Annotated in this window: 21 protein-coding genes and 3 pseudogenes; 12 read left to right on the top strand and 12 right to left on the bottom strand. The window is 53.9% G+C overall.

Annotated features, from left to right (window positions below):
- Positions 1–48 precede the first annotated feature (48 nt).
- The 6 genes from ASB65_RS23345 to traA all read right to left on the bottom strand — a co-directional run bounded on the left by ASB65_RS23345 (position 49) and on the right by traA (position 6,548).
- A complete protein-coding gene (locus ASB65_RS23345; RefSeq protein WP_051489779.1) occupies positions 49–381 on the bottom strand; it encodes a ProQ/FinO family protein in 333 nt (110 codons plus the stop codon).
- Positions 382–515: 134 nt separating this feature from the next.
- Entirely contained in the window at positions 516–695 is a 180-nt protein-coding gene (locus ASB65_RS23350) for a hypothetical protein (RefSeq protein WP_040132238.1), read from the bottom strand.
- A 161-nt stretch (positions 696–856) separates the two neighbouring features.
- Complete coding sequence (locus ASB65_RS23355) at positions 857–1,486, bottom strand: TraH family protein (protein WP_010892386.1); 630 nt, start codon at positions 1,484–1,486, stop codon at positions 857–859.
- Positions 1,487–1,502: 16 nt separating this feature from the next.
- Entirely contained in the window at positions 1,503–2,798 is a 1,296-nt protein-coding gene (locus tag ASB65_RS23360; RefSeq protein ID WP_080864000.1) for a conjugal transfer protein TraB, read from the bottom strand.
- Complete coding sequence (traF, locus tag ASB65_RS23365) at positions 2,719–3,249, bottom strand: conjugative transfer signal peptidase TraF (protein ID WP_032491612.1); 531 nt, start codon at positions 3,247–3,249, stop codon at positions 2,719–2,721. Before traF ends, ASB65_RS23360 begins: the two co-directional genes overlap by 80 nt.
- Positions 3,246–6,548, bottom strand: coding sequence for a Ti-type conjugative transfer relaxase TraA (gene traA, locus ASB65_RS23370; RefSeq protein ID WP_060725483.1), 3,303 nt, complete (start codon positions 6,546–6,548; stop codon positions 3,246–3,248). The genes traF and traA overlap by 4 nt, the downstream gene beginning before the upstream one ends.
- Before the next feature lie 253 nt (positions 6,549–6,801).
- Between traA and traC the strand changes: the two genes are divergently transcribed.
- The 6 genes from traC to ASB65_RS23400 all read left to right on the top strand — a co-directional run bounded on the left by traC (position 6,802) and on the right by ASB65_RS23400 (position 10,632).
- Entirely contained in the window at positions 6,802–7,098 is a 297-nt protein-coding gene (gene traC, locus ASB65_RS23375; protein ID WP_010892382.1) for a conjugal transfer protein TraC, read from the top strand.
- A 4-nt stretch (positions 7,099–7,102) separates the two neighbouring features.
- Positions 7,103–7,318, top strand: a complete 216-nt coding sequence (gene traD / locus ASB65_RS23380; RefSeq protein ID WP_040132235.1) for a type IV conjugative transfer system coupling protein TraD — start codon at positions 7,103–7,105, stop codon at positions 7,316–7,318.
- Entirely contained in the window at positions 7,305–9,227 is a 1,923-nt protein-coding gene (gene traG / locus ASB65_RS23385) for a Ti-type conjugative transfer system protein TraG (RefSeq protein WP_010892380.1), read from the top strand. Before traD ends, traG begins: the two co-directional genes overlap by 14 nt.
- Positions 9,224–9,682, top strand: a complete 459-nt coding sequence (locus ASB65_RS23390; protein ID WP_046205709.1) for a thermonuclease family protein — start codon at positions 9,224–9,226, stop codon at positions 9,680–9,682. Before traG ends, ASB65_RS23390 begins: the two co-directional genes overlap by 4 nt.
- A gap of 276 nt (positions 9,683–9,958) precedes the next feature.
- Positions 9,959–10,216 (top strand): WGR domain-containing protein, encoded by a 258-nt coding sequence (locus tag ASB65_RS23395; protein WP_010892378.1) that lies wholly within the window; start codon positions 9,959–9,961, stop codon positions 10,214–10,216.
- 137 nt (positions 10,217–10,353) lie between these two features.
- Positions 10,354–10,632, top strand: a complete 279-nt coding sequence (locus tag ASB65_RS23400) for an HU family DNA-binding protein (protein WP_010892377.1) — start codon at positions 10,354–10,356, stop codon at positions 10,630–10,632.
- A gap of 39 nt (positions 10,633–10,671) precedes the next feature.
- On the opposite strand, the gene ASB65_RS28775 is transcribed toward ASB65_RS23400, so the two are convergent.
- Positions 10,672–10,842 carry a hypothetical protein gene (locus ASB65_RS28775; RefSeq protein WP_162993593.1) on the bottom strand — a complete coding sequence of 57 codons (171 nt, stop codon included), beginning with the start codon at positions 10,840–10,842 and terminating at the stop codon, positions 10,672–10,674.
- 317 nt (positions 10,843–11,159) lie between these two features.
- Positions 11,160–11,279, bottom strand: a pseudogene (locus ASB65_RS29165) (DUF736 family protein); the annotation flags it as partial.
- 81 nt (positions 11,280–11,360) lie between these two features.
- On the opposite strand from ASB65_RS29165, the gene ASB65_RS23405 reads away from it, so the two are divergent.
- The 3 genes from ASB65_RS23405 (at position 11,361) to ASB65_RS23420 (ending at position 16,086) form a co-directional block, all read left to right on the top strand.
- On the top strand, positions 11,361–12,209 hold the full coding sequence (locus ASB65_RS23405) for a hypothetical protein (protein WP_010892375.1): 849 nt from the start codon (positions 11,361–11,363) through the stop codon (positions 12,207–12,209).
- Between the two features lie 75 nt (positions 12,210–12,284).
- On the top strand, positions 12,285–13,688 hold the full coding sequence (locus ASB65_RS23410) for a HEPN domain-containing protein (RefSeq protein WP_010892374.1): 1,404 nt from the start codon (positions 12,285–12,287) through the stop codon (positions 13,686–13,688).
- Between the two features lie 1,210 nt (positions 13,689–14,898).
- Positions 14,899–16,086 (top strand): M24 family metallopeptidase, encoded by a 1,188-nt coding sequence (locus ASB65_RS23420; RefSeq protein WP_080864006.1) that lies wholly within the window; start codon positions 14,899–14,901, stop codon positions 16,084–16,086.
- Between the two features lie 293 nt (positions 16,087–16,379).
- Here the strand turns inward: ASB65_RS23420 and ASB65_RS23425 are convergent, their stop codons facing one another.
- Positions 16,380–17,672, bottom strand: a complete 1,293-nt coding sequence (locus ASB65_RS23425) for an SDR family NAD(P)-dependent oxidoreductase (RefSeq protein ID WP_010892372.1) — start codon at positions 17,670–17,672, stop codon at positions 16,380–16,382.
- A gap of 483 nt (positions 17,673–18,155) precedes the next feature.
- Here ASB65_RS23425 and ASB65_RS23430 point away from each other — a divergent pair, with 483 nt between their 5' ends.
- Positions 18,156–19,238, top strand: coding sequence for an SIS domain-containing protein (locus ASB65_RS23430; RefSeq protein WP_040132232.1), 1,083 nt, complete (start codon positions 18,156–18,158; stop codon positions 19,236–19,238).
- A 501-nt stretch (positions 19,239–19,739) separates the two neighbouring features.
- Here ASB65_RS23430 and ASB65_RS29250 read toward each other — a convergent pair.
- The 3 genes and pseudogenes from ASB65_RS29250 to ASB65_RS23440 all read right to left on the bottom strand — a co-directional run.
- On the bottom strand, positions 19,740–20,435 hold the full coding sequence (locus ASB65_RS29250; RefSeq protein WP_010892370.1) for a RolB family protein: 696 nt from the start codon (positions 20,433–20,435) through the stop codon (positions 19,740–19,742).
- 741 nt (positions 20,436–21,176) lie between these two features.
- Positions 21,177–21,590 (bottom strand): hypothetical protein, encoded by a 414-nt coding sequence (locus ASB65_RS23435; protein ID WP_010892369.1) that lies wholly within the window; start codon positions 21,588–21,590, stop codon positions 21,177–21,179.
- 1,126 nt (positions 21,591–22,716) lie between these two features.
- A pseudogene (locus ASB65_RS23440) lies at positions 22,717–23,201 on the bottom strand (IS3 family transposase); the annotation flags it as partial.
- A 36-nt stretch (positions 23,202–23,237) separates the two neighbouring features.
- Between ASB65_RS23440 and ASB65_RS29255 the strand changes: the two are divergent.
- Both ASB65_RS29255 and ASB65_RS23445 read left to right on the top strand, forming a co-directional pair.
- Positions 23,238–23,342, top strand: a complete 105-nt coding sequence (locus ASB65_RS29255) for a hypothetical protein (RefSeq protein ID WP_158006585.1) — start codon at positions 23,238–23,240, stop codon at positions 23,340–23,342.
- A pseudogene (locus ASB65_RS23445) lies at positions 23,320–23,721 on the top strand (IS66 family transposase); the annotation flags it as partial. The gene ASB65_RS29255 and the pseudogene ASB65_RS23445, both read left to right, overlap by 23 nt.
- Positions 23,722–24,633 lie beyond the last annotated feature (912 nt).

A 24,633-nucleotide genomic window follows, 5' to 3' on the forward strand; every position in this document is an offset into this window, starting at 1 on the left:
AATTTTTCACGAAACCGCGGCCAGAGATGATTTCACGCTTCTGTCTGCTCAGTTTTGAGCTGAATTTTCGCTTTGACGTTGCTGGCGGCGCTGCTTGCGTCGTTCCTGGACGAGCAGGAAGGATTGCCGGGCGTTGAGCCGATCGTCTTCACTGACGGGCTCGCAAGGTTTGCCAACGATATCATGGCGCAGGGCTTCCGGTTGGGCGGTCGCGTAGAGATATGCCGCACTATGCGTGTAACGGCGCAGCGCTTTACGCAAATCCGACAGTCCCGCATCCAGCCTCAATCTTTTCTCAATGTCGGTATCGATCCCAATTCTGAACGGAAGCACCGTTTCCTCTTCGTCGGAGGGAAGAACCGCGGTTGCCTCATTCAGCAAGGCGCAAGGCGTTTACCGCCTTGGCCGCGTCAAGCGAGTACCGATCGACCTTGATCTGACCGCGGGACGCTTTCCAGGGGCTTAGGGGCTTCGTGGTCGTATCGTTCGTCTATCCTGCCTGAAACGACGGAGAATTAACTGAAATTGGCCGGATCGTTGAAGAAGGCTTCGCATTTCGCCTGGAGAATGTCGGCAGCCTCCTTGGCAAGGCCGCTCCTGAAAAAGTCGTCCTGCTCCATCGCCCAGGAGAAATAGTTAGGATCCGTCAGCAACAGCTGCGGCAGCGTTTTGCCCTTATACTTGCCGATTGGCATCTCTGACCAACTGATCCCCTCCGCGTGCGCCGTGCGGAAGATATGGTTGGACTTAGGGTTCCCTTCAATGATCTTGCCGCGTTTAACCCTTCAAGCAGCGGCAAGCCTGCCGGGCATCTCGGGTGCGCAATTCCGATTTCACCGAACTCCGGCGGTAGGACCTACCGCTCGCGAGCTCCTATCCCGGACAGGTCGATCCTGATGCCAGCCTTGTTTGGATCGGACGAGATAGCTTTGGATGGCGGATTTTCGTCTCCTGCATTTTCTCGAGAGCCGGTTTTTGTTTCGGCTTCATCACTCTGGATCGTAGCTGGTTGGGAAACTTCGCCCTCGCCAGGATCTTCTGCCCGAAACACCGCCGTCCCCTCGAAGTATCCCGTCTGCCAGGCGATGATCGCATCATCCATTACTTGCGGCAGCACGGCAGCAGCAGTCGGATTGCCATACCATTTCATGACGATTCGCCAGACCTTGGCGAAGAGCGCCGTACCCATGCGAATGTTCTCGCAGGCATCGACCAGATCCGGCTTCAACTGACCGGCGTCGAGGATACCGAGACCGGCGGGATATTGAGTGATGCCAACGCGAATGGTGTTGCGGCCGATGTTCTGGCGGATCAGGTCCATGGCTTCGTCCGACGTTGTCGGTTTCGGCACGAGCACGACCCGGTTACCGGAGCGCACGGTGATCGCTAGAGAATCCTGCGATCCGGCGCGCGCGATGAACTGCTCGACAATTGCGGGCTTCAGGGCCGGATCGGCGCATTGTTTTATAAGGGCGGCATCGACCATCCCGGGTTCTCCTGTTTCAGAGGTTGAAGGCGATGACGACAGGTAGACCGAACAGCTTTGCCCAGGCAGTCACACTCGCTCTTTGGATGGCGACGATCGACGTGCCCTCGGTCCACCAGCCATTCCCAACGGCAACAATCACCTCGGGTGAGTACAGCATCGATTGCAGGACCGGCCAGAGGATGAGTTGCTCGTAACAGATCAGTGGCGCGTTCCTGATACCTGCAACCTCGGCAAAGGGATTGGCAAAGAAGTGAGCGCTGGCACCGCCGCCCTGCCCTGTCCATTCGAGCCATGGCTGCCACATCGACACAGGGACCGGCATACGCTCGCGATAGACAATCTTCGCCTCGTCTGCCGTGATCGATACCATGATATTGTCGTAGCCTTGGCGGCCGATGACAGCCGCGCCGGCGAGGACGGTGACATCAGCCCCCCGCAAGCCATCGCGCCAGACATTTTCAACTGTCGGCGTCCAGAAGCCGAGCGCACTTTCTGGCAGGACTACGACTTGGGCTTCCGGATGTTCCGCAATCGTCCGATGTACCGTTGCGATCAGATTTCGCTGATAGGCCAGCGATCCGTCCCGGCCGAGCTTTTGGTCCTGATGAAGTTCCACACCCCGCCATCCGTCCGGCAGATTCGGTGGTGTCCACGTGGCAGTGGACCAGAGCCAGAATGCTGCAAGCATGATGGTCGCGGCCGGCCAAAGCCTTGTCGTCATGACGGTGAGGCCGGCCGCAGTAACGAACAGTCCCCACCATCCCCAAGCGGGAAACAGCACGCCGGCCGCCGTCAACGGATGCGCCCATCCCGTGATTCCGAAAGGCGGTAGCCCGGTCAGCAGCAGGGCCGCCTGGTAACGCACCGCCCCTGCCGCATCCGCTCTCTTTTTCCCGGAGGCACCCTGGCTCCGATGCTTTTTCCAGAGTGCTACATGCACAAACACAAAGGATGTCGAAGCCGCCACCCAGAGCAAAAACCCGGGCCAGAAACTGGCGGCATAGAAGTTCGCCGCGCCCTGCGGCAGACCTCGTGACGCTGCGAGGAAATACCCAGCCGAGACAAGCGCGGCGGTCAGCCGCGACAGCGCCGTTGCCCAGAGTGCCGGGAAGATCATAGCGAGCGGGAGAAGAAGTACCTCGCCGCTCCAGCCGATCCGCCCGCAACCGATGGAAGCTGCAATGAGCAGAATGGATTTGCAGCTATCAGCGACAGGTTGGCTACCACGGCTACGGATCAAAGGTGAAGACTGGTCGCGCCAGACCGAGAAGACCGGAATCCGGAACCGGGCCAAAATATCGGCTATCATAGGAGCTCGCAAAGGATGAGTGGAGAAACAGATGATGCGGCGGCACGACACCGCCGGGATCGGGCAAGAGCACCCTGCCCTCGCCGTCAGTTTTCCGAACGACGGATGACGGCAGAGACCGGCCATCAATAACAATGTGATCGGTGATTTCGACATTCTGAGCTGCCAGCGCCGCGACGGTCTTGATAAGCGGCGCGACACCGCCGGCACACAATCCGCGGCGCACATATCCTCGCCGGCGCGCCTCGTCGAAGACGGCTGTCATCGGCGGGCAGAAAAACACCAGATCGCCGATCGAGACCGGACGGTGCAACGCCTCGATGCGCCAGAGCCCGAGTGGTTCGCTCGGCGTTAGGTTCAGCCGGTACCCGCCTATGAGCGCTATCGACACCAGTCCTGACATGACGACGCTGGCGCCCGTCAGAAACAGAAGAACTTCCCGCCGCCTCATTGCTTCAGCACCGGCGTCTGGCGCTGGGTGAGACGATGCTCCTCCGCCAGTTTCAGCGAGTGGACGGTACGCTCATGGGCGACAAGCTGTTGCGCTGTTCGCATGACCGGCCAGGCTTGTTTGAGCTGCCCCTTCTGCTCCGGTTTCATGGACTCGGAGAGCTTTTCGTACAGCTTTCCCGACGGCTCACGGGCAGAGTTGCTCAACAGCGTCCGTTCCCCGAACCGCTCGGTAACCGCCCGGTTGAACCCGTCGATTTCGAGCTTTGTTTCGCGATTGCTGATCGCGTAGGCCATCGCTGCTGGTAGATCGTTGCGGTCGATGGCGTCACGCACCCTCTCCAGCACGACACGGGCTGCCGGCGACAGCGCCGGAATGTCGATCGAGACCCGCTGACGCAGGGACTGCTCGTCCGTTTGCAGCCTCTGAGTAACCGTCTCGCGCATCCGAAGATATTGCTCAAGATCGCGCTTGAGAGCGGGCACGTTCACCTCGGCAACACGACGCGCCTCCCGCTCTGGCTTGCTGGCGAGAATGCCGGTCTTGCCCTTCAGTGGACCGATAGATCCCGGCTCAGCCTCCAGCTTCTGCAAGATCTGCTTTGCCACCTCCTTGTCTGCCAGAAGCGCATCGAAGTTCATCGCGCGGAAGGCGGTTTCAGGATCGGCGAAGACATACGCAAAACGTGCCGAGACTTCTTCCCATTGCCGTTTCAGGGAGGGATCTGTTCCGAGCCTGTCACCGACGATATCGGAAACCGAGCCGGAGAATGTCTTGATGCCTGCGACCATCGGTGCGGTCTCCTTCATCGTTTGGGTTTTCGGGGATTGGGTGATGCCGAGGTGCGCGGCGAAGGCAGCAAGACGCCGGCTGAGATCGACAAGTTTGGCTTTCTGGCGGAGCGTCCAGTCGAGCCGATCGCGTACCATCGTGCGTGCGACCTGGACGACGTGCAGGCCACGAGTCTCGGCGAAGCGCAGCGCCTCGCGATAGAACTGCCCATGCTCGTAATCGAGCGTCGTCTCCTTGGCTTGTCTTCGGGAGAGAACCTTGGCCAGGCCGCCATTGAAGGAGAAGGACCGCGTTCCGTAATAGAGTTGCAGATCCTCACGATGGCGGGTCATCGCCACATAGGTCAGATGCCGATCCAGAGACAGGGAAGCGAGCACCTTGACCCTATCGACGGTGGCGCCCTGGGACTTGTGAATCGTCGTGGCGTAGCCGTGATCGAGATTGTTGTAGAACCGCTGTTCGACGATCACCTGACGACGCTGATCGCCCTCGCCCACCGTTGCGACAATGCGGTTTGCTGCGGCCACTACGACATGACCGATCATTCCATTCTTGAGCCCAAGCGATCCCTCGTTCTTCAGGAAGACGATCTGGTCGCCGGCGTCGAAACGGCGTTCGCCGTCGGCGGTCCGGAACAGATGACCTTCACCTACCATGCCGCGTTCGACCAGCTTTTCGCGGGCCATGACATTGAGCATGCGAACATCGCGGCGCAGATGGGCAAGGATCAGAATCGTCTTCGTCTGATCGTAGTCGTGGTTCCAGTCGGCGATCAGACGCTCGACAGCTTCGGCCTTCAGGCGCTCGCCCGTAATCCTGACGTTGGCACGATAGGCACTCAATGCGTTTTCGACATTGCCGCGCGCGAGATCGAGCGACGCCTTGCGCATCCATTCCTCGCGCTGGCGATAGATGGTTTCGAGTTCGGCGTAACCAATGCGATCGGCAATGGCGCGGAAAGCAGCGCCCGCCTCGATCGGCTGAAGCTGTTCGGGATCGCCGACCAGCACTATTTTCGCCCCCCCCCGACCCGCCGTATCGACGAAGCCGGCCATTTGTTTCGAGGCGACCATGCCGGCCTCGTCCATGATGAAGATCGTCTTGTCGTCCAGAAGGTCACGGCCGCGTTTCCAGCGCAGCTCCCATGACGCAAGCGTCCGGCTCTGGATCCCCGCTTCCTTTTCCAATCCTTCGGCCGCTTTGCCTGCAAGCGCACCACCGACCACATGATATCCAGCCAATTCCCAGGCTTCACGGGCTGCCTTCATCATCGTGGTCTTGCCGGCCCCGGCACGTCCGACGACCGCGGCGATACGGGCAGGTCCTGCAACGTGCTCGATTGCCGCTTTCTGCTCGTCGGACAGCCGCTCATGGCGCCGAAAGGTGGCGTCGAGAGCGGTGGGGGAAACGCCCCTTCCCTCCCGGTTCGACAGCCATGTTGCCTGCCGTGCCATCGTCGCTTCCAGCCGGATCATCGCCCGCGTCGAATAGCGCGCCGGCAGCTTTTCTCCGGTGGAGAAATCGATCGTCTCGCGCTGCAGCCGCAACACTTGCCTGTTCAGTATGATCTTGATCATCAACTGTTGAAAGAGCGCGGGGTCGTCGATGTAGCGATGCAGGACCTTGGCTACATCGCGTTCGTCGAAGACGCTCTTCTCTCGCGTGATCAAGTCGAGCACGATGGCTGGATTGTTCAGAATACGGCGGGTGTTTTCCGAGCGTCGTTGCTCGTTCAGCTCGACCCGTTCCAGTTCCGGGCGAACACCCCTTTGCTCCGCCTTGCGCTCGATCGCCTTGGCCCCAACGCCAAGGTGAATGGTGGGCTCAAGGTTGATACCCTGCTTCTCATAGGAACGGCCGTCGATCTTGAGATCGATGCCGCCGAGCGCGAGATGATGGTTCAACCGCTCGAACCATCCGTCGCGCAACACGTTGAAGTCATCGGTCGAACCGGCCCAGAGTTCGTATAGGATCTTCCCGGACTTCGTGCGTACCGGCTGGCCGTCCTCGCCGATGACGGCAACCTTCTTCGACCCGAAGCTCTCATCAGAAAGCGGCCGCAACGTGGTCATCAGATGGATATGCGGATTGCCGGGATTTTCGTGATAAACCCAATCGGCGACCATACCTTTCGCCAGGATGTGATTCTCGACAAAATCCCGGACCAGGGCGATGTTCTGCTCGGCCGAAAGTTCCAGGGGCAAGGCAATGGTCAGGTCGCGGGCAAGCTGCGCATCGGCACGTTTCTCGAACGCTTCCACCTTGTTCCAGAAGGCTTCCGACGCTCCGGAAACCGAACGGTCGGCGATCAGCGAACGGACCCATTTCGGAGCGTCGGCGGGCAGCACGAACTCCTCGTGGAGCAGGCCCTGCTTGCGGGTGTAATCGATGGTGCGGGCCTCACGCTCGTATTCCATCTTCGCGCAGTGCCGGTAGGCCGCAGACAACACCACGCTGCGGCCCGAGCCGCGGCTGACGATGCTGGCTGAGAAATGGGCGATGGCCACGGCGAAGTGCGCTCCCGGTTGGAACCAAGTTCGTCGGGAGTGGCAGTAGAGCCCGGTCTCACCGGGCCGAGAAGCAACGCGTCGTATCACGACGTATAATTGCGCCCTTGGAGCCATTCCTTCGGAACGGCGGGATGATGCTCCAAAGCATCGGCGTTGCCGATGTGCAGATCTGCACATTCCCTTTCAGGTCATCCGAAGGGATTCTGGCGTCGCGAATGCAACGCCAGAATCCCAAGGAGAACCTACCGGAATGAAAAAACCCTCATCGAAAATCCGGGAAGAAATCGCCCGATTGCAGGACCAGCTGAAACAGGCCGAGACGCGCGAGGCCGAACGCATCGGACGGATTGCACTCAAGGCTGGGCTTGGGGACATCGAGATTGACGAGGCCGAGCTTCAGGCGGCCTTCGAGGACGTCGCCAAACGGTTTCGCGGAGGCAAGGGCTCGGCGACCGGAAAGAGACAAGCCGGAGACAGCCGGACCGGTAGCGAGCCGTACGCGACGCAGCCGACTGGCGCGGATGCGGGCGGGCTTAGTGAGGCTTGAGCGCATGTCGAAGGCGATGACATCAGATGCGCGGAAAAAAGACACCCGCGAAAAAATCGAACTCGGCGGGCTGATCGTGAAAGCCGGGCTGCGCTACGAGAAGCGGGCGCTACTGCTCGGGCTGTTGATCGACGGCGAGCGCAGGCTCAAAGGCGACGAAGACGAGCGGTCACGTTTGACCGCCATCGGCGTGGAGGCGTTTGGCCATGACGGTGAATAGGCTTTTGCTGTTGATCCTGCCCGCGGCAATCATGGTTGCAGCCATGATCCTGACGTCAGGCATGGAACATCGGCTGGCGGCGCTCGGAACAACAGTGCAGGCGAAGCTTATGCTGGGACGCGCCGGGCTCGCCCTGCCCTATATTGTTGCCGCCGCGATAGGCGTGATCGCGCTGTTCGCAACGAACGGATCGGCCAATATCAAGGCGGCCGGCCTGAGCGTACTGGGAGGAGGTGCTGCGGTCATCATCGTCGCCATCGCACGCGAGATAATCCGCCTGAACGGCATCTCCAGCCACGTGCCGGCGGGACAATCCGTTCTCGCCTATTGCGACCCGGCGACGATGGTGGGTGCTGCCGCAGCACTCTTCAGTGGTATCTTCGGCTTGCGCGTCGCGCTGAAAGGCAATGCAGCCTTCGCGACCGGCGGGCCTCGCCGGATCGGCGGAAAGCGCGCGGTCCATGGCGAGACTGACTGGATGAAGATGCAGGAGGCGGCAAAGCTGTTTCCCGACACCGGTGGCATCGTGATTGGCGAACGGTATCGCGTCGATCGTGACAGCGTTGCCGCGATGCCGTTTCGCGCTGATGAAAAACAGAGCTGGGGTGCTGGTGGGAAAGTACCGCTGCTCTGCTTCAACGGATCATTTGGTTCGTCGCATGGAATCGTTTTTGCCGGTTCCGGTGGTTTCAAGACGACCTCGGTGACACTCCCGACCGCGCTCAAATGGAGCAGTGGTCTCGTGGTGCTGGATCCGTCGAGCGAGGTTGCGCCGATGATCAGCGAGCATCGCCGTCAGGCCGGCCGCAAGGTGATCGTGCTCGATCCGACCGCGTCTGGTGTCGGTTTCAATGCGCTGGACTGGATCGGCCGTCATGGCAATACCAAGGAAGAGGATATCGTCGCAGTCGCCACCTGGATCATGACCGACAATCCTCGCACGGCATCCGCCCGTGACGACTTCTTCCGGGCATCGGCGATGCAACTCCTGACGGCCCTGATCGCCGACGTCTGCCTGTCAGGGCATACGGAAGGAGAAGACCAGACATTGCGTCAGGTCCGCGCCAACCTCTCCGAACCTGAGCCGAAGCTTCGGGCGCGTCTGACGAAGATCTATGAAGGGTCCGAATCCGACTTCGTCAAAGAGAACGTCGCGGTCTTCGTCAATATGACGCCGGAGACATTTTCCGGTGTCTACGCCAATGCAGTCAAGGAAACGCACTGGCTGTCCTATCCGAACTATGCCGGTCTCGTCTCCGGCGATAGCTTCTCGACCGGCGATCTCGCCGACGGTCGCACCGACATCTTCATCGCGCTCGATCTGAAGGTGCTGGAAGCTCATCCAGGACTGGCACGTGTTGTCATCGGCTCGCTGCTCAACGCGATCTATAACCGCAATGGTAACGTGAAGGGTCGCACCCTCTTCCTGCTCGACGAGGTGGCGCGTCTTGGATACCTGCGCATCCTAGAAACCGCCCGCGACGCCGGTCGCAAATACGGCATCACGCTGACCATGATCTTTCAGTCACTCGGCCAGATGCGCGAGGCCTATGGCGGTCGTGATGCGACAAGCAAATGGTTCGAATCGGCATCGTGGATTTCGTTTTCGGCAATAAACGACCCCGATACAGCCGACTACATTTCCAAGCGCTGCGGCGACACTACCGTTGAGGTGGATCAAACCAACCGTTCCACCGGAATGAAGGGATCGTCGCGATCGCGGTCGAAGCAGCTCAGCCGCCGCCCGCTTATCCTGCCACACGAGGTGCTGCGCATGCGGGGCGACGAGCAGATCGTCTTCACCTCGGGCAACCCGCCGCTCCGGTGTGGCCGCGCCATCTGGTTCCGGCGTGACGATATGAGTGCCAGTGTCGGCGAGAACAGGTTTCAGCCGGAGAACAAGGCGTGACCTTACACCGCTTGGCTCTCATCATCTTGGCCACGGCGTTCGTCGTCGTGCTGGTGATTGGCCGCTTGCCGTACAAACCAGGGGCGCCAGAGCTATCGAACGGCTTCCTGACAAGTTCCTACCCGTCGTTTCAGCCGACAATGGCAGATGCGTTAGCTGAACGGTTTGCTCTCTGCGATGAAACGATCCGCGTTAATTGTGTTGTCGACGGCGATACGATCTGGTTTCGGAGTGAAAAGATCAGGATCGCCGATATCGATGCGCCGGAAATCTTCTCCCCTCACTGCCGCGACGAAAGGTCTATCGGCGAAGCCTCCCGCGACAGATTGCTGGAACTGCTGAATGGGGGAAGCTTCACGCTCGTTGCCGGCTGGCGCGATACGGATCGCTTTGGTCGGAAACTCAGGGCAGTGACGCGGCATGGAAGATCGCTGGGTGAAATGCTTGTAGAATAGGGATTGGCCCGTCGCTGGAATGCGCCACGGCGCAACTGGTGCGCGCCTTATTGATGATGAAACCGGAAAATGCCAGCCGAGTTGCCCCGCGGGAGGATCGTAACCGGGATCGGACGAAACCACGTCGCGGGTTCGGCGCGCCCGCGCATAGAGCCGTGCTGCGAAGCCGCCTCGCCCGGTCTTTCATTTGAAATCATCACCACGATGAATCAGTGACACCGGATCGATTCAGATAAGTCGTTGGACGCCGCCGGCCGGGACGGCGACAATGAGAGCATGGAAAACAAGGAGACATGCGAGGTTCATCTTCACCGTATCGATGCGGCGCAAAACATGCGGCGTTTCTACGGGATTGCGATACAGCCGACGCTGTTCGGCGGGGCTTCGGTCATCCGCAACTGGGGCCGTATCGGAGCGGGTGGCCAGACGATGATGGAGACCTTCGATCATCCGGACGGTGCGCACATAGCACTCTCCCGTCTCGAACGAACGAAGAGACGACGCGGTTATCGCGACGCGAGCAGTGTCGAATAAGGTGTCTCAATCGGCCGAACTCCTGCATTTGCTGTGGTCTTCGCGTCAACGCGGGATTATCTGCCTTTCGGCCCCTTTCTTCGCCACAACTTCATCGTCAAAGCTGAAGGACCGAAAACAGAAAGAGGCCCTACCATATGACCACGACCAACGAAATCGCCGACAAGATCGCAGCCGAACAGAACCTGACAAAGGCGCAGGCCAAGACGATTGTCGAAAGCGTCTTCAAGCAGATCACCGACGCGGCGCTTGCCGGCGCAGAAACGTCGATCCCCTCGTTCGGAAAGTTCAAGTTGAAGGACACGCCGGAACGTGAAGGCCGTAACCCGGCAACAGGCGCAACGATCAAGATCGCCGCTTCGAAAAAGCTGACGTTCACGCTTGGCAAGGCGGTCAAGGACGCACTGAACGGCTGAGGCAAGAGAGCCGCACGGGGGACGCAGAAATAGAGCCTCCTAGAAAGGAGGCTCCGCGCTGATGCGCCCGTCCTGCTCGGCCTCGATGGTTGCAAGCTCCGCCTGCACCAACTCCAGCTCCGCTGCAATCTGGCGGCGCTCCGCCGGATCGCAGGCGTTCCTGATTTCGGCCCGGAGTTCTTCGCGTTGCATTTCGAGAGAAATCGTCATCGTCGTCTCCTTGACGTTTGTGAAAGACGACGCCGCGCGCCATGGCGAACGGAGGGGTCAAGCAGCGCGGAGCGACCGCCGGAGGCGGCGAGTGGAGGAACCGATTTGCGGAAGCCGCCAAAGGTGGCAGGAGCAAATTGGAGGCGCCGCTCGTGCTGGACGCCTTCGGTTCGCCATGGCACGCTTGGACGAACTGAGCAGATCACATTCTCACCGTATGGCACCAAGAAAGCCGGAGGCGGGCTCGATGCCCGCCTCCGGCGTCATGATCGGACAAGAAGAAGAGCCCCGCCTTGCAGCGGAGCTCGTTGCGATGATCAGGCCTCCCGCTTCGGGCGATTCCAGATGAGGGCGTATTCGCCTTCCTTCTCGCTTGGCTAAAGGGCTGCGGTGATCGTGGCGTTGAAGCTCGGATCGTCCAGCTTGACCGAGAACCATTCAAATTTTGGGGATAAACATTCGGGTTGCGATCATCTATAGCACCCGCAACCAATAGTTTCCCGTTGTTTGGAGCAGCAATGATCCTCTTTCACCATACAGCCGTATCCTTCGCAGAAGCTATACTGGTTTCTCAACTTAACCGGGGTCACGTTACAAGAAGAGCGGGAGAGCCCTTGCGAGATGTGGTGTGGCTCACGACCGATGGAAACCACAGGGATCACGGTCTTACGGAGGGCGAGCAGCTCGATCAGGTTCATCGACCTTATGTCGAGAAGGTCGAGCAAACAAAACTTCGGCGTGGACGCGTTTGGACGGCTGACAAAACCCGCATCAGGATTCAGGTCAAGATCCCGACGCGTGACCGAAAACTGGCGAACTACACGACGTGGTCGAAGAAACACGATGGCCCGAAGTTTGCCAAGATGATGGGTATTTCGTGTGTCACAGATATACGCAACGTGAGCGCGGTCGAATTGGACCGCCTGATGTCGACGACCGCAACGAAGGAGGAAACATGGTTCCTGTCTTTCCGTCCGATTGATCCCCAAGAGTTCGAGGAAGTTCTCTACCGGACGGATGACGGCTATATTCAATATGACTTTGAGCAGCACGGCCGAGCCGAACTGGAGAAGGTCGGGATTTATGCCGCCGATCAGAAATCGCTCGATGAACTAAGCGTGGTCTTACGCCCGAGGCATAGGTTCGATCGCCCGGGAGCAGTCGTAACATGTGCCGATTTGTCCATGCCTGCGAATGTCGTGCTCCGTGGCGGAGGGGTCAATGTGGCGTTTGATCTGGCTACGCGTCGGGTCTTGGAGGGAGAGCCTGGTCAGCACGGACAGGAACTGGCCGCCTGGGTTGATCGCCATCATCACAGCCTGAACGATGCCTGGGAGAAAAGTCGGGCGCAGCTTGCAAGTTACTAGAGTGGCAAGCCAGAAATCCAACGGTATTCCCTGCTCGGCCGATTGGCGCGCAGAAATCTACATCTAAGGTGATAAGTGCGTAGTCCGACAATTTCCGGGATCGTTGCTCCACAATCGAAGGCCGTCAAACAATCCGATGCTTTCTTGGCCAGCAAGCACAACCAACTCAATCTGTTCAGTTCGATTGATCACCTCGTGACAGACGAGAAAAATCTCACTGACGCGGAGCGGGACGCGCTCCAGCATCATATTCTCAACGTCCGTGCTGCGATTGCGCGGTCGCTTTGGTCCCGGGAGATATATGTCGGGCGCTCGCTGCTTGACGAGCATGTACTCGCATGTGCCAAACAGGGTGGCGGGGGAATCCCGGCAAAGATCTTGAGCGATCTTGCCTCGGCCGGGGTCGAACGTCCCGGGTTCGTTCTTTATCCACTGACGAGTTTCGGGATGAAGATGCAAACTCTACCGTGGATGAACACCGGGTTGAAAAACTACATCGTTTTCCGCGCTGCCGGATTCGCTGTCAGCGCTCAAACGAACTCTGTCGAGCGTGCCTATGACCGCGTGGTCGAAATGGCGCGAGGCCTTGGAATACGTCAGAAAATCGACCGCCACGATGTTGAGCATTTTTCCCACGCAGCTCACTGGCTGAAGACCAATCCGCTTATGCTGGTAAAATTGACCTCGCATACGGGGGATATGTACGAGAACCAGTTCGTCTACACGTTGAAGATCAGATCGGCCGCCGCTGCCCTGTTGATGCTGCACGCGCTCTCGGTCGAGCGCGACGGCACAACCGACAAATTCAACTCGTCGGCTCACGTCAACAACTGGGAAACACTGGATATCCGCCACTACCTGATCGGCGAAGGGCGGCGTTCGGGAAAGATTTCGACAAGGCGCGTTCCCATGAACGTCTCGCCGCTCGATCTCGCGCGATTGTCAGACGTCGCGGCGGTCGTTTCGACAGAGGCGATGGCGACCAACGCGATGAAGCGCTTAGAAAGAAGGATCGTCAGCGCCCTGAAGACGGTCGAGCAAGGCTACTTTCGACACGTAAACTTGACGACCGGTTCGAAAACCGAAGCACGCTTTTACAAGCGGATGGTCACTGCGCTCGACTGGTTTCGACAGTCATTCGGCTCGCATGCAAACGAATCGGAAGCGATTGTCGCGCTGGCTGTTGCTTTCGAGACCTTGCTGACGGATCACTATCAGAACGGTGTCGCGGACCGCATCAAGCGGCGGGTTGGTATTTGTCTGAAAGGTGTTCCTGGCAACGCAGCCTACCAGCAGAGCGTGATCGAAATCTATTATGCTCGCGGAAGCATCGTTCATACCGGGGAACTCGGACAAGCGGCCAATATTGAACGAGCCCAAGCAGCATTTACGCGCTGCTTCTGCAGCCTTGTTTCCCGGATCTCAACGTCCAGGCTCGCTGCCAACGAAACCGTCAGGCATCTGCTCGGCGACGTCTGAATTCATATGATGCTAGCCCCGCGCGCCTGCGCCGCGTCACGAGAAGAGCCCCGCCTTTCTACTGGATTTTCCGTCACTACCAGTCAGGTGACCAGCGCGGTTACGATCTCATTAGACCGTACTTTGCCCGATATGGCGTCGGGCCAGTTTCCGGTCTGCGCTGTCATGTCACGCCGGTTTTCGGTGATCACGTCAGCGCTGTTTGCGTTCTATGTGTCGCTCGATGAGGTCATCGTGGCGATATTCATCTCGACCGGTACCGGGGGCACCTTGAGCCGAAAGATGGTCAGTGCGCTTCGCGACCAAGTCGATCCGACAATCGCCGCTATATCGACTTATATGGTCACTCTATCGATCCTCTTCTTGGTCTTGGGTCAAGTACTCAAGCCATGAGTTGTGTAATCTCTGCCTTCTCGCCCTTGCCGTCTATGCCACGCCCGATCTCCACGTTTGATCGAGGCACTGAATTTGCCAAGGCTTGGGAGGAGATCGGCGCCGGCAGCTGGTCCTGCGATCCGAGCGCGCCATGGTAAAAACGCGGTGTTGAAATCGCCAACAAGCGTATACCACGTTTCATGCCTGGAGACACCGACCTCGTTGGCTATCGCAACGTTCCCTCAACCGCCTGACACGCGATCTCAATGTGTAGCTCAAAAAGAGCCTCGGATACCCTACGCCAGCAAAAGCATTCCCCGTCAATTTGCAGGCTGCCCCCTTCCCTTCAAGCTGGCTATGATGAACTTGGATAGGGCTTCCAAAAAAATTTACAACCGAACAAACAAACAAATACAGAAATTTAGACAATAAAAATGAATTACAACCGCATATATCCTGCCATCAGTCATCACAAAATCAACAATTAATGAGTTTTAATTAAGTACAGAAACAGACGATAATTTTAAGTCGGTTGATTGTCTACACGATAAAGAAATCGCGGACTACAGCTCCTCGAAACATTGCACTGGGTCAGTAATGCAGCTTTCTCCTAATTTATTAATCATGACGCATCGAATGACGCGAGTGTCATTTAAGTCAAAAATGGCCGACAACGAAACGTATTCCGCACCAAAATCAAGGGGCTCGACGTGGACATGATTTGGTATCGCTTACTACACGGTGTAAATAGCTCAAACTCCTATCTCAAACCTACATTCAACAGCCAACGCAAAAACAGTCTACGCTCCCTGTGAAGTAGTTTCAGCATTCAAAAATGGACCTGTCCAAGCTAAACTCGCCATCACAAGAGCAATATCACCATCGAGTGCGACGCGCGCAGAATGCGATGATGCAATCCGGTGTCGACGTAATCGTCTTGTCTGGTCCGGACTTCCATAATTATTTTACCGGGCTATGGGGTCTGCCGGTAGGCAGGGCAGTCTGGTTAGTGATGCATCAATCTGGAAAACCAATTTTTGTCGCGCCCCGTAGTGAGGCGTTAGAAATAAAGGCGCGATGCGAGATCGAGGTGGCCGCGGAGTGGTTTGAATGGGAACGGAAAATAGCTGGTCCTATGACACATCAGGATGCGCTCTCTGCGTGTATCAGCCTGACCACCGGCTCGATCGGTTTGGACTATAACTATACGTCTGGTTCAAACCTCGAATTGATTAAGCGGACGTTTGGAGCGGAGCGGGTCAGGGATGTGACATTGCTCTTGCAAGATCTCTGGGCCTGCAAGGATGCAGAAGGAATTGCAGCTATCAAGCAGAGCTGCGACATTGTGGGTCACCAATTCATGGAGTGCCGTCAAGTTATTTCACCAGGGACTTGTGAATGGCGTGTCACCCTTGCTAGCGTCCAGACTGCCATTGAAAGAAACAGTCAATTGCTGGGTGAAAATGAGGAGCTACCACGTTTCTGGCCTCATCAACTAAATATGGTTGGTAGTGGTGCCAATCGAACAGCAAGATGCCACACTTCCGGTGGCGGCCGGATAATGCAAGACGGCGAACATGTACAAGTTTGCTTATGCGGTCAGCTGTTCCGTGGGCACGCAGTCTGTTTCGACCGCCCTCTCCCTGTTGGTTCAAAACCCTTGTCGGGTGATATTCTCAAGGTTATAAAAACAGCGCGTGACGCGCAGTTGGCTGCTTTGTCGGCGATACGTCCGGGAGTGATGGCACGTGAGGTCCATGCGGCTGCAGTGGCTGTAGTCAACAGAGGTGGATGGACAGACCCGTTCTTACACCGGACTGGGCGCGGGATAGGATATTCAGATTGGGATGGGATTGAGCTTAAAGCCGGCGCTGAGACCATGCTCAAGGTAGGCAATGTCCTCAGCGTCGAGCCCGGCATCTATGTCGAGGGCATTGGTGGAGCGCGCTTCGGGGATACCGTGCTTGTAACTGAGACCGGATATGAGGCCCTCACTCCGCTTGATCTTGGCAAAGATATTTGACGCATTTATTAGTATGTGTTAATTTTCATTTGCAGTGCAGTATTTTCTATTCGATCTTTATGTAATTCGTTACAATTAATAAATATTCAAATCAGATTATTGACTGTCATTTGTATCAAATCGTGTTTAATGGATATTTTTATTATAATATTGATGATATCTCAATCAAAACGTAGATAATAATAATATTTATTTAATATTTTTGCGTCGCACAGTGAAAATCTATATGAGATTACAAAATACCGACAACATTATTTAAGATACATAGACATTAACCCTGAGACTGTTGGACATCAACGGGTAGATTCCTTCATGCATAGCACCTCATTCTTGGGGACAAAAGCACGGTTTGGCCGTTCCATTGCTGCACGAACGAGCTTTGCTATATCCTCGGGTTGGATCATCTCATCAGGTCCAATCAAATTTGTCCAAGAACTCATGTTAGTCGCAACGAAACCGGGGCATATGTCAACGGCCCGCACGCCATGGTCCCATCCCACATGTTGAGTTGTTTTCGTGAGGCCTGCCAGCCCATGCTTGGTCATATTGTAGCCAACCAAAGAATTCGCTACACGCTGGCCAGACATTGAGTTGAGATTAACGATGCGGCCAGAACCAGATTCAATCAGATATGGCATGCATAGCTTTGTCATGATCAGAGGGGCCACGCAGTTGATATCCCATTGCTTTTGAAGCAGCTCAACATTGATCTCTTTCTCGAGGTCAACATGATCGCCACAGCCAGCATTGTTTACTAAGCCATCGATCCTGTTAAATTTCGCGATGGTCGTGTCCACCCAATCTTTCATCGAGCTATGATCCAGTGCATCAAAACGTGCGTAGTGAAGAGCTTCGTTCTCGTCGCCAAAAGCTGCTACTAGGTCTTGTATGTTACGCGCACCCAGACTTACTCGATAGCCGTGCCTGATAAGGTCTTCTGCGATGGCCTTGCCTATGCCGCGAGTTACGCCACTGACCATAACCACAGGACTTTGGATTACACGCACAGACCAATTGTCAGCAACCACACTGAAATGTAGAACACGCCCGTTGGCGGTATGCTCGTCAGTTATAGCAACCCCTAGTAGTGCCGCAACAACCCTGAGCACACCGCCATGGGCGACGAGAAGCACGTTTTCTCTACATGCGTGCTTGAGAGCCTTGGCGACATGGATTGAGAAGATTTCAGTAGATTCACAATCGGGATAGTCGTCCTCAAACATCTGAAGCGGGCCGAAGCCCCCTTCGTGTGTACCAAAATCCCGCTCCTGAAGATCATTTGCAATCTGGAAGCTGGGGCAGCCCGGATTAGCGATGAAGGCAGTCTGAAGTGCACGTAAAAGCGGTGAACAGACAACACCGCTTATTGGAAGCGACCGAAGAACATTGCCGGCCAACAGAGCCTGGCGTTCCCCTTTTGCATTGAGACCGATGTTCGTTCCGGAACCTTGCACGCCCCAGAGCTTCTCACCGTTCACGACAATTTCCTTCTCGTTGAGGTCGGTCGCGCCATGTCGGATGAAATAAAAACTTTTGATACCAGCGGGGGCCTTCGCAGAGCCGAGGTAGGTCTGAGAAATTGGCATTTTCACGTGTGGAAGATATGAATTTTTTTGAGAAACTAGATAAGATTAATGAATATCGGTGTTTTGGTTTTTTCTTGTGGCCGTCTTTGTTTATATTGAGATTTTTCAAATCAGTGCGCAAGACGTGACGTAAGTATCCGAGTCAGTTTTTATTTTTCTACTAATTTGGTCGTTTATTTCGGCGTGTAGGACATGGCAACCGGGCCTGAATTTCGCGGGTATTCTGTTTCTATTCCAACTTTTTCTTGATCCGCAGCCATTAACGACTTTTGAATAGATACGCTGACACGCCAAGCCTCGCTAGTCAAAAGTGTACCAAACAACGCTTTACAGCAAGAACGGAATGCGCGTGACGCTCGCGGTGACGCCATTTCGCCTTTTCAGAAATGGATAAATAGCCTTGCTTCCTATTATATCTTCCCAAATTACCAATACATTACACTAGCATCTGAATTTCATAACCAATCTCGATACACCAAATCGATGGACATGCTGTATGCACCCCTCTCAACCGGATCATCCGAGATCGCTCAACAACTCGACTCTACAATCAGGCAGCTTGAAAATGTCGCAGAAGCCGGGCGCCGTGTAGCCGCCACTGGACTGAGGCAGGTGTTCTTCGTATCTGCTGGTGCTGGGTTGGCAATTGGAAAAAGCTTGAATGCGTATACTGACGAGGTTGCGCAAAACCTCCGTTTCATTAGCTACGCCGCTTCGAGATTCGTGGACCTAATGAAAGCCAAACCATCAATCGCTGATGCTCCAGACACATTGATTGTCCTGTCTTCAAAGTCTGGGAAAACTCCAGAAACTGTAGAAGCAGCGAAGCGCCTGAAAAACAAGCCTTGTAAAACAGTCGTCTTTACGAAGTCCCAAGACACTCCGCTCGCCTCATATGGTCACAGTGCGTTTTTCACCGGGGAAACAACCCAGGCTTTCCATGCTACCCACATGCTAATGGCGTCATTTACTGGCGGTATTTTGGAAATCAAAGAAAGTTGGAGCTTTATGCCAGCCCTGGCATCATCCCTGAAAGCGCTACCGGTGGCGTTGTTCCATGCTGCAAGGAAGTGTGTGTTGGCTGGAGAGGCATTTGCTGAAGACTTCAAGAGTGATACCCCCCTTTATTTCATAGCCTCAGGATCTGGCCTGCTCGTCCCGCACGCTTACGGGCTTTGCGTTCTCCAGGAAAGGTTCGGGTTCGACGTGCATGTTGTTGACGCCACTGACTTTTTCCACAGTGTCGTGGAGACAGTGCGTCCTGGTACGAAGGCGCGCTTTATTCTCACCGTCCCAGGAGATGGGAGCCGGGGTAGCATGCTGGATATAAAGACTTTTTTTGAACAAACCGTCAAAAACTATCCGGTAAGCTTTCACGTGCTTGATACCAAGGATTTCGACACTTCGGGCATAGACCCAGAAGTCCTTAAAATCGTCGGCGCCCTCATTTGCGAAGCTTCCCTGAAACCTTGGACTCCCATGTTGGCAAAGGCAACCAAACAAACAATGAATGATCCGCTCCTGCATATGGGGCGGTTTGAGTATTTCAACTGCCATTTGGGCTGAATTGAAGACATGCTCCTGTCAGAAATTCCGTGATCTTACTCAATATTCAGTAATCTCGGCCAATATCCTAAATGTGCGTGGCTTTATCTGTCTTTGTATTGTTTCATCAATTCATGTAACGTTTGCTTTTCTTATGAATTTTCAAATAAATTATCGATAGTACTACGAATATTTCGTATCGCTGATCTTCTCAATCACAATGATGCGTAGTGACCCGACAAATAATTTAAGCGTCCTTAATACCAATCCTAAAATAATTGAGGCAAATAAAATTTTTTTGTAATTTTTATGATAGCAGATCGATTCTCCAGCAAGCCTGCAACAAAATATTGTGTATTTCTAAATAGATTTTGATATTAAAATCCCGAGAAAGCAAAATTGCATTTAACAAAACAGTAATTTAGTACATTAATAAAAATTATGCTCAAACATTTCCATGAAATTAAAACATAATTACATTTTACAACACAATATTTTGCGATATTATTGCCTTTCGCCAATTTAACACTGGAAGCAATTAAAGTAGGCCCACACAGAGCGCTTTGCAACACTGACAACGCTTGCGGTTGGTCGGAGCTCAGGCCGCGGAGGAAAGGCGGCTCCAAACGCGACAACTTCACCTCTAAACCATGAACCTGCTGCCGGAGCAAGAAACTTGCGGACATGTGTACCATGGATTTCGACAACGGTGTGTACCGTACTCAAAAAGGATACACTCGGAAGAAAGGCGAAGAACGCCCCCACATCATTCAACGAAAGTCGAGAACAAGGCGAAATCATGTTATACCAGTTGCGTATGGTTTGGGCCGTCACTCCCTCCGTGTAAGGCGATTCAGTACATGCCACAAATCTTGAGGCGTGTGTGCACAAAAAGTTTCCGCACTCCACAAATTGTTGAACTTCGTGTGACGTACCGTAAAAATACAATAGGTCATAGTCAGGAAGAACGACATCTAGACTGTCGAAATCAGGACCGTGCAAACATGGCACTTCGGAAAAACACTCTAAGTTCTCGTCGGATATCATCAGCCCAGCTTTTATAATAGATTTCGCCCACGATTTCTGAGCGCTCGCGAGGGTTGAATTTAGATACGTTAAATACGCTTCCTTTGATCCAGCAAGAATGGAGTTTCCCACCTGAGAAGCGGATAAGAAATTGACATAAGTCGGTTGGAAATGTGGACGATTATACTCCATTTCTGGGTTTCCAGTTGAGGTCTGAAAACATCAATTGATTTATAATGTGTTAGTTTTCTACAAGATCCCAAAATTACAGCTACGACCTTCTTAACCATACAAAAAGTCGAGGCGGTAGCGACCCACAAAAAAAGTCTGGCACAAAATGTCAAAAGCGAGCCGAAAGCCTTCACGCCTGTCGGATAGTGGGCCTCCGAATCTTGTCATAAATTCGATTTGAAATTTTCAGTTAATTATAAATGGGGTGCGCATGCTACACCACCCTGGCAAATTACGCTAAAGTGTATGATAATAGCGAACGTAAAGTGTAAGATGAAGGGGAGGATACTGGACATTATCAGATCAATTTTCAGTTCCACATTTTTATCAGTTATACTGTTCTCGTGTTTGAATTTTACCAATTCTTTTTTCAATGTCGAAAAGCGGGAAGGCCCTCTTTCGCAATTCTTGCAATTTAACAGTTAAAATCTTTAATCATTTACAATGGAATACGATTTATGCATTTTTAGAATTTGGCAATAAAGAGACAACATTTTTGTAAAATATTTCAGTAGGAATTTCGATTAATTTCATCTGTAAATATTAAAAATCACACGATCAATTATTATTAAGGAGGCAACATTACAACATTTAAGTAGAAACGGTACAGTCACGAAATGGTGTAAATAAACTAGATAACAAGAGATTTAAGGCGCCTCGCTTGATAGTACTGCGACCTAGCTCTGATTTTGTCATCGCGTGTTACGGGAGCGACCCGACGGCGACGACAGGATAGTTGACCTTAACCGCGCAGCGCGAGCATTTGACAAAGTCGTGCTTCTCAGCCTTGAACAGGTTGCTCTTGAACAGCGCAATGTAGGTTGTGAAGAGGTTTGCATTCACGAAGCCTAACGGCAACTGCCAGGGGCCTAAGTCAGACACCCCCCACGTCGCTTTTTCATCCATCAGGAGAGAACCAGTTTGCTCATTGAAATCTTTGAGCAATTCGCTCGTCCCGTATAGAAAGTATAGCTTGCTTGTCTCAACAACTTCGCTGGTATCCGGAATTTGAAATTTGCTACTCCAAGTGCGCTTAATCAAATTTTGCTGGTCATCTATTAAATTTTTTACGCTTCCGGCGGGCTTGCGCCTTAAGTCTATCCAATAATAACTCATTGCTCGATGTTTCGATGGCGAGTGCAAGGGCAGAGGTTCTAATATTTATAGGAGTCCGCTCACAATGCCAAAAGATTGAATTGAGAAATTCGGAGGCAATTTCCATATATTGAGGCGTTACCTACTCAACAGGGGAATTAGTGGACCTAAAGCACATTTTTACCCTTCAAAAGATCATGAGTACTTCAGTGGATGCGACTTTGGACCGGCTATATCGGTGGTTGGCGTCTTTTTCAAATTTGTTAGGTAGTGTTTTACATCATCCGTGGGCCAGTCGCGAAATGAGCGCCTAAAGTTCCGTCTGAATCTCCTTTAATTATTCACGGCGATAAAGTCATATAGCATAAATTTCCATTTTCAAAGATTAGAATTTCATTTTAGAAACGGCTTTAAAAAAGTCGAAAGGAGTGAAGCGTTGATTTTTCAATCCGTGATTAGCGGGTCGAAAGGAAAAACTTTACAAGACAATCAAAACAAAATGGATTGGCACGAATTCTCAATTACTGGATTATCTCTTAAGAGAACAATATCTTTAATAATTCGGAAACAGGCCAATCTTACATAAATTAAGCGAAAATTCCAAATTTGCTAGTTTCTTGTGCCGCGTCCCTAGAAGTCCAAGTAGGGTATGCGAATTTCTCAGATTTGGGCTCGGATTAATTATTGTAAAACTTCACGGCACCCATTCTAGCGGGTGCGAATAACTGAAACAAAACCGAGTAGCGGAAAAAATAAAACATCAACTAACCCATTATGATCAATGCCCAAATGATATTTTACACCTCGATATATCCTGCCACCTTTTCTCAAAGTTCTAGCAAAAAAGCGCTAGATTTGGGCAGACTTTTTCGGACCCTCGGTCGCTATTCCCGCTAACTGCGGACCGGCGACTGGCGTCGTGGTCTCGCGGTGCTTGCAGCAATGGCCTGTTACCTGTTTCTCGTATCCAATTTCCGATTGTAAGTAGCGCTACTTGAGTAGATGAAGGAGAGAGGCGGACAATTGCAAATGCTAAGGCCACATCGATATGGCTATTACGAAGAAGGCTCGTGCGCGGAGCCCCGTGAACTTTCCCACGCAACAAGTGAACCGCACCGGGTTTGCCGGAGGCCATTTCGTTAAAATGCGCAGCCATGGCTGCTTCGTCCAGCATGGCGTAATACTGATCCTCGTCTTCGGCTGGCGGTATATTGCCGATGGGCTTCAAAAGCCGCCGTGGTTGAACCAGTCTATCCATTCCAAGGTAGCGAACTCGACCGCTTCGAAGCTCCTCCATGGTCCACGCCGATGAATGACCTCGGCCTTGTAAAGACCGTTGATCGCTTCTGCGAGGGCGTTGTCGTAGCTGTCGCCGACGCTTCCGATAGATGGCTCGATACCTGCTTCTGCCAACCGCTCGGAATAGCGAAAGGACACGTATTGAACACCGCGATCCGAGTGATGCACTAGGCCGCCATGAGCGGGACGCCGATCATGATGAGCCTCCTCGAGGGCATCGAGGACAAAGCCTGCATGTGCTGTCCGGCTCGCCCGCCATCCGACAATGCGACGGGCGAAGACGTCGATCACGAAGGCCACGTAGACGAAGCCCTCCCAAGTGGCGACATAAGTACGGACATGCGCAAAGGCTTTCCCGGTTTGTCGCTGATGGTGCAAGAGACGCTGAAGCGCGATCCGATGTGCAGGCATCTGTTCGTCTTCCGCGGTCGTGGCGGTGGCCTGATCAAGGTCACTCGCCGAAGAGCTGCATGATTGGCTCGAAACCGAGCGGGGGAAATTGTCGCGCAGTTCTCCCGTCGCCGAGGCGATAAATTACATGCTCAAGCGATGGGATGGCATTACGTCATTCCTCGATGACGGCCCGATTTGCCTGACGAACAATGCTGCCGAACGAGCGCTCAGAGGCTATGCACTCGGCAGGAAGTCATGGCTGTTTGCCGGATCGGATCGTTGTGCTGAACGTGCGGCGTTCATGGCGACACTGATCATGAGCGCCAAGCTCAATAACATCGATCCGCAGGCCTGGCTTGCCGACGTCCGCGCCGACCTTGCGGACGCTCCGATCAGCAGGCTTGAGCAACTGCTGCCGTGGAACTGGACATCCAAGACACTGAGTGCTCAGGCGGCCTGACCTGCGGCCTTCACCGGATACTTACCCCATTATCGCAGATTGCGATGAAGCATCAGCGTCATTCAGCAATCTTGCCAAAGTATGCAGGCTCGCGAGATCGACGTGCGGAACCGGCTGGTTGCGCCAAGATCCGCTTGCGGAGCGGTCGAACATCCATGCTGGGACTTCAAGAAGTCGAGCAGAAGAAGAACCAGAAAGGCTGCACCGGAAAATATGCGTCCCTTTGGAGAGCGCCTCATGGACGTGAACAAATCGCCCGGACCAGGGATGCCACGGATACAAAAGCTCGCGAAGCTCGGTCCCGTGGGTGTTCTGTCGTCTCGTTGTACAACGAAATCCATTCCCATTCCGCGCTCAAGATGGCTTCCCCTCGGCAGTTCATCAGGGCTAAATCAATCTAGCCGACTTGTCCGGTGAAATGGGCTGCACTCCAACAGAAACAATCAAACAAACATACACAGCGACTTATTCACACGAGCTCAAATTACAACGGTATATATCCTGCCAGTCAGCATCATCACACCAAAAGTTAGGCCCGAATAGTTTGAAATTAGAAAGCTCGCAATTGAGGTCTACAGGCCAAATTCGCTCTTAGCCGTACAATATTACTCACCGGTGCGATGCCCCCCATCGTAGGTGAAGGTGGAAATTAATGATCCATCTTGAGACCACAGGCCCACAACAGCTACCAGTTTCCTCAAGGGTCCACCAAAAACGTAAGCGCTTACGTACATGGTCGATAAGAAAAGGCAATTTGTAGATGTTAACATCCAACGTCGCTTTCAGGGATCCTTTTTACCGACAACTCATCCACATTGATGGTAGGCAGAAAGTTAAAGGATTATCGCAAGTCAATACTTGCCCATTCATTGATCTATTTAAAGGTGTGGCCTCAAGGATAATCGCCAAACC

The organism is Agrobacterium tumefaciens str. B6 (assembly GCF_001541315.1).
GTDB classification, from domain to species: Bacteria; Pseudomonadota; Alphaproteobacteria; order Rhizobiales; family Rhizobiaceae; genus Agrobacterium; species Agrobacterium radiobacter.

Excerpts from the sequence above, each read along its gene's own strand:
- ASB65_RS23350 (WP_040132238.1), bottom strand. The coding sequence starts at position 695 with ATGCCAATCGGCAAGTATAAGGGCAAAACGCTGCCGCAGCTGTTGCTG.
- ASB65_RS23355 (WP_010892386.1), bottom strand. The coding sequence starts at position 1,486 with ATGGTCGATGCCGCCCTTATAAAACAATGCGCCGATCCGGCCCTGAAG.
- ASB65_RS23360 (WP_080864000.1), bottom strand. The coding sequence starts at position 2,798 with ATGATAGCCGATATTTTGGCCCGGTTCCGGATTCCGGTCTTCTCGGTC.
- traF (WP_032491612.1), bottom strand. The coding sequence starts at position 3,249 with ATGAGGCGGCGGGAAGTTCTTCTGTTTCTGACGGGCGCCAGCGTCGTC.
- traC (WP_010892382.1), top strand. The coding sequence starts at position 6,802 with ATGAAAAAACCCTCATCGAAAATCCGGGAAGAAATCGCCCGATTGCAG.
- traD (WP_040132235.1), top strand. The coding sequence starts at position 7,103 with ATGTCGAAGGCGATGACATCAGATGCGCGGAAAAAAGACACCCGCGAA.
- traG (WP_010892380.1), top strand. The coding sequence starts at position 7,305 with ATGACGGTGAATAGGCTTTTGCTGTTGATCCTGCCCGCGGCAATCATG.
- ASB65_RS23395 (WP_010892378.1), top strand. The coding sequence starts at position 9,959 with ATGGAAAACAAGGAGACATGCGAGGTTCATCTTCACCGTATCGATGCG.
- ASB65_RS23400 (WP_010892377.1), top strand. The coding sequence starts at position 10,354 with ATGACCACGACCAACGAAATCGCCGACAAGATCGCAGCCGAACAGAAC.
- ASB65_RS28775 (WP_162993593.1), bottom strand. The coding sequence starts at position 10,842 with ATGACGATTTCTCTCGAAATGCAACGCGAAGAACTCCGGGCCGAAATC.
- ASB65_RS23405 (WP_010892375.1), top strand. The coding sequence starts at position 11,361 with ATGATCCTCTTTCACCATACAGCCGTATCCTTCGCAGAAGCTATACTG.
- ASB65_RS23420 (WP_080864006.1), top strand. The coding sequence starts at position 14,899 with ATGGACCTGTCCAAGCTAAACTCGCCATCACAAGAGCAATATCACCAT.
- ASB65_RS23425 (WP_010892372.1), bottom strand. The coding sequence starts at position 17,672 with ATGCCAATTTCTCAGACCTACCTCGGCTCTGCGAAGGCCCCCGCTGGT.
- ASB65_RS23430 (WP_040132232.1), top strand. The coding sequence starts at position 18,156 with ATGGACATGCTGTATGCACCCCTCTCAACCGGATCATCCGAGATCGCT.
- ASB65_RS29250 (WP_010892370.1), bottom strand. The coding sequence starts at position 20,435 with ATGGAGTATAATCGTCCACATTTCCAACCGACTTATGTCAATTTCTTA.
- ASB65_RS23435 (WP_010892369.1), bottom strand. The coding sequence starts at position 21,590 with ATGAGTTATTATTGGATAGACTTAAGGCGCAAGCCCGCCGGAAGCGTA.
- ASB65_RS29255 (WP_158006585.1), top strand. The coding sequence starts at position 23,238 with ATGGTGCAAGAGACGCTGAAGCGCGATCCGATGTGCAGGCATCTGTTC.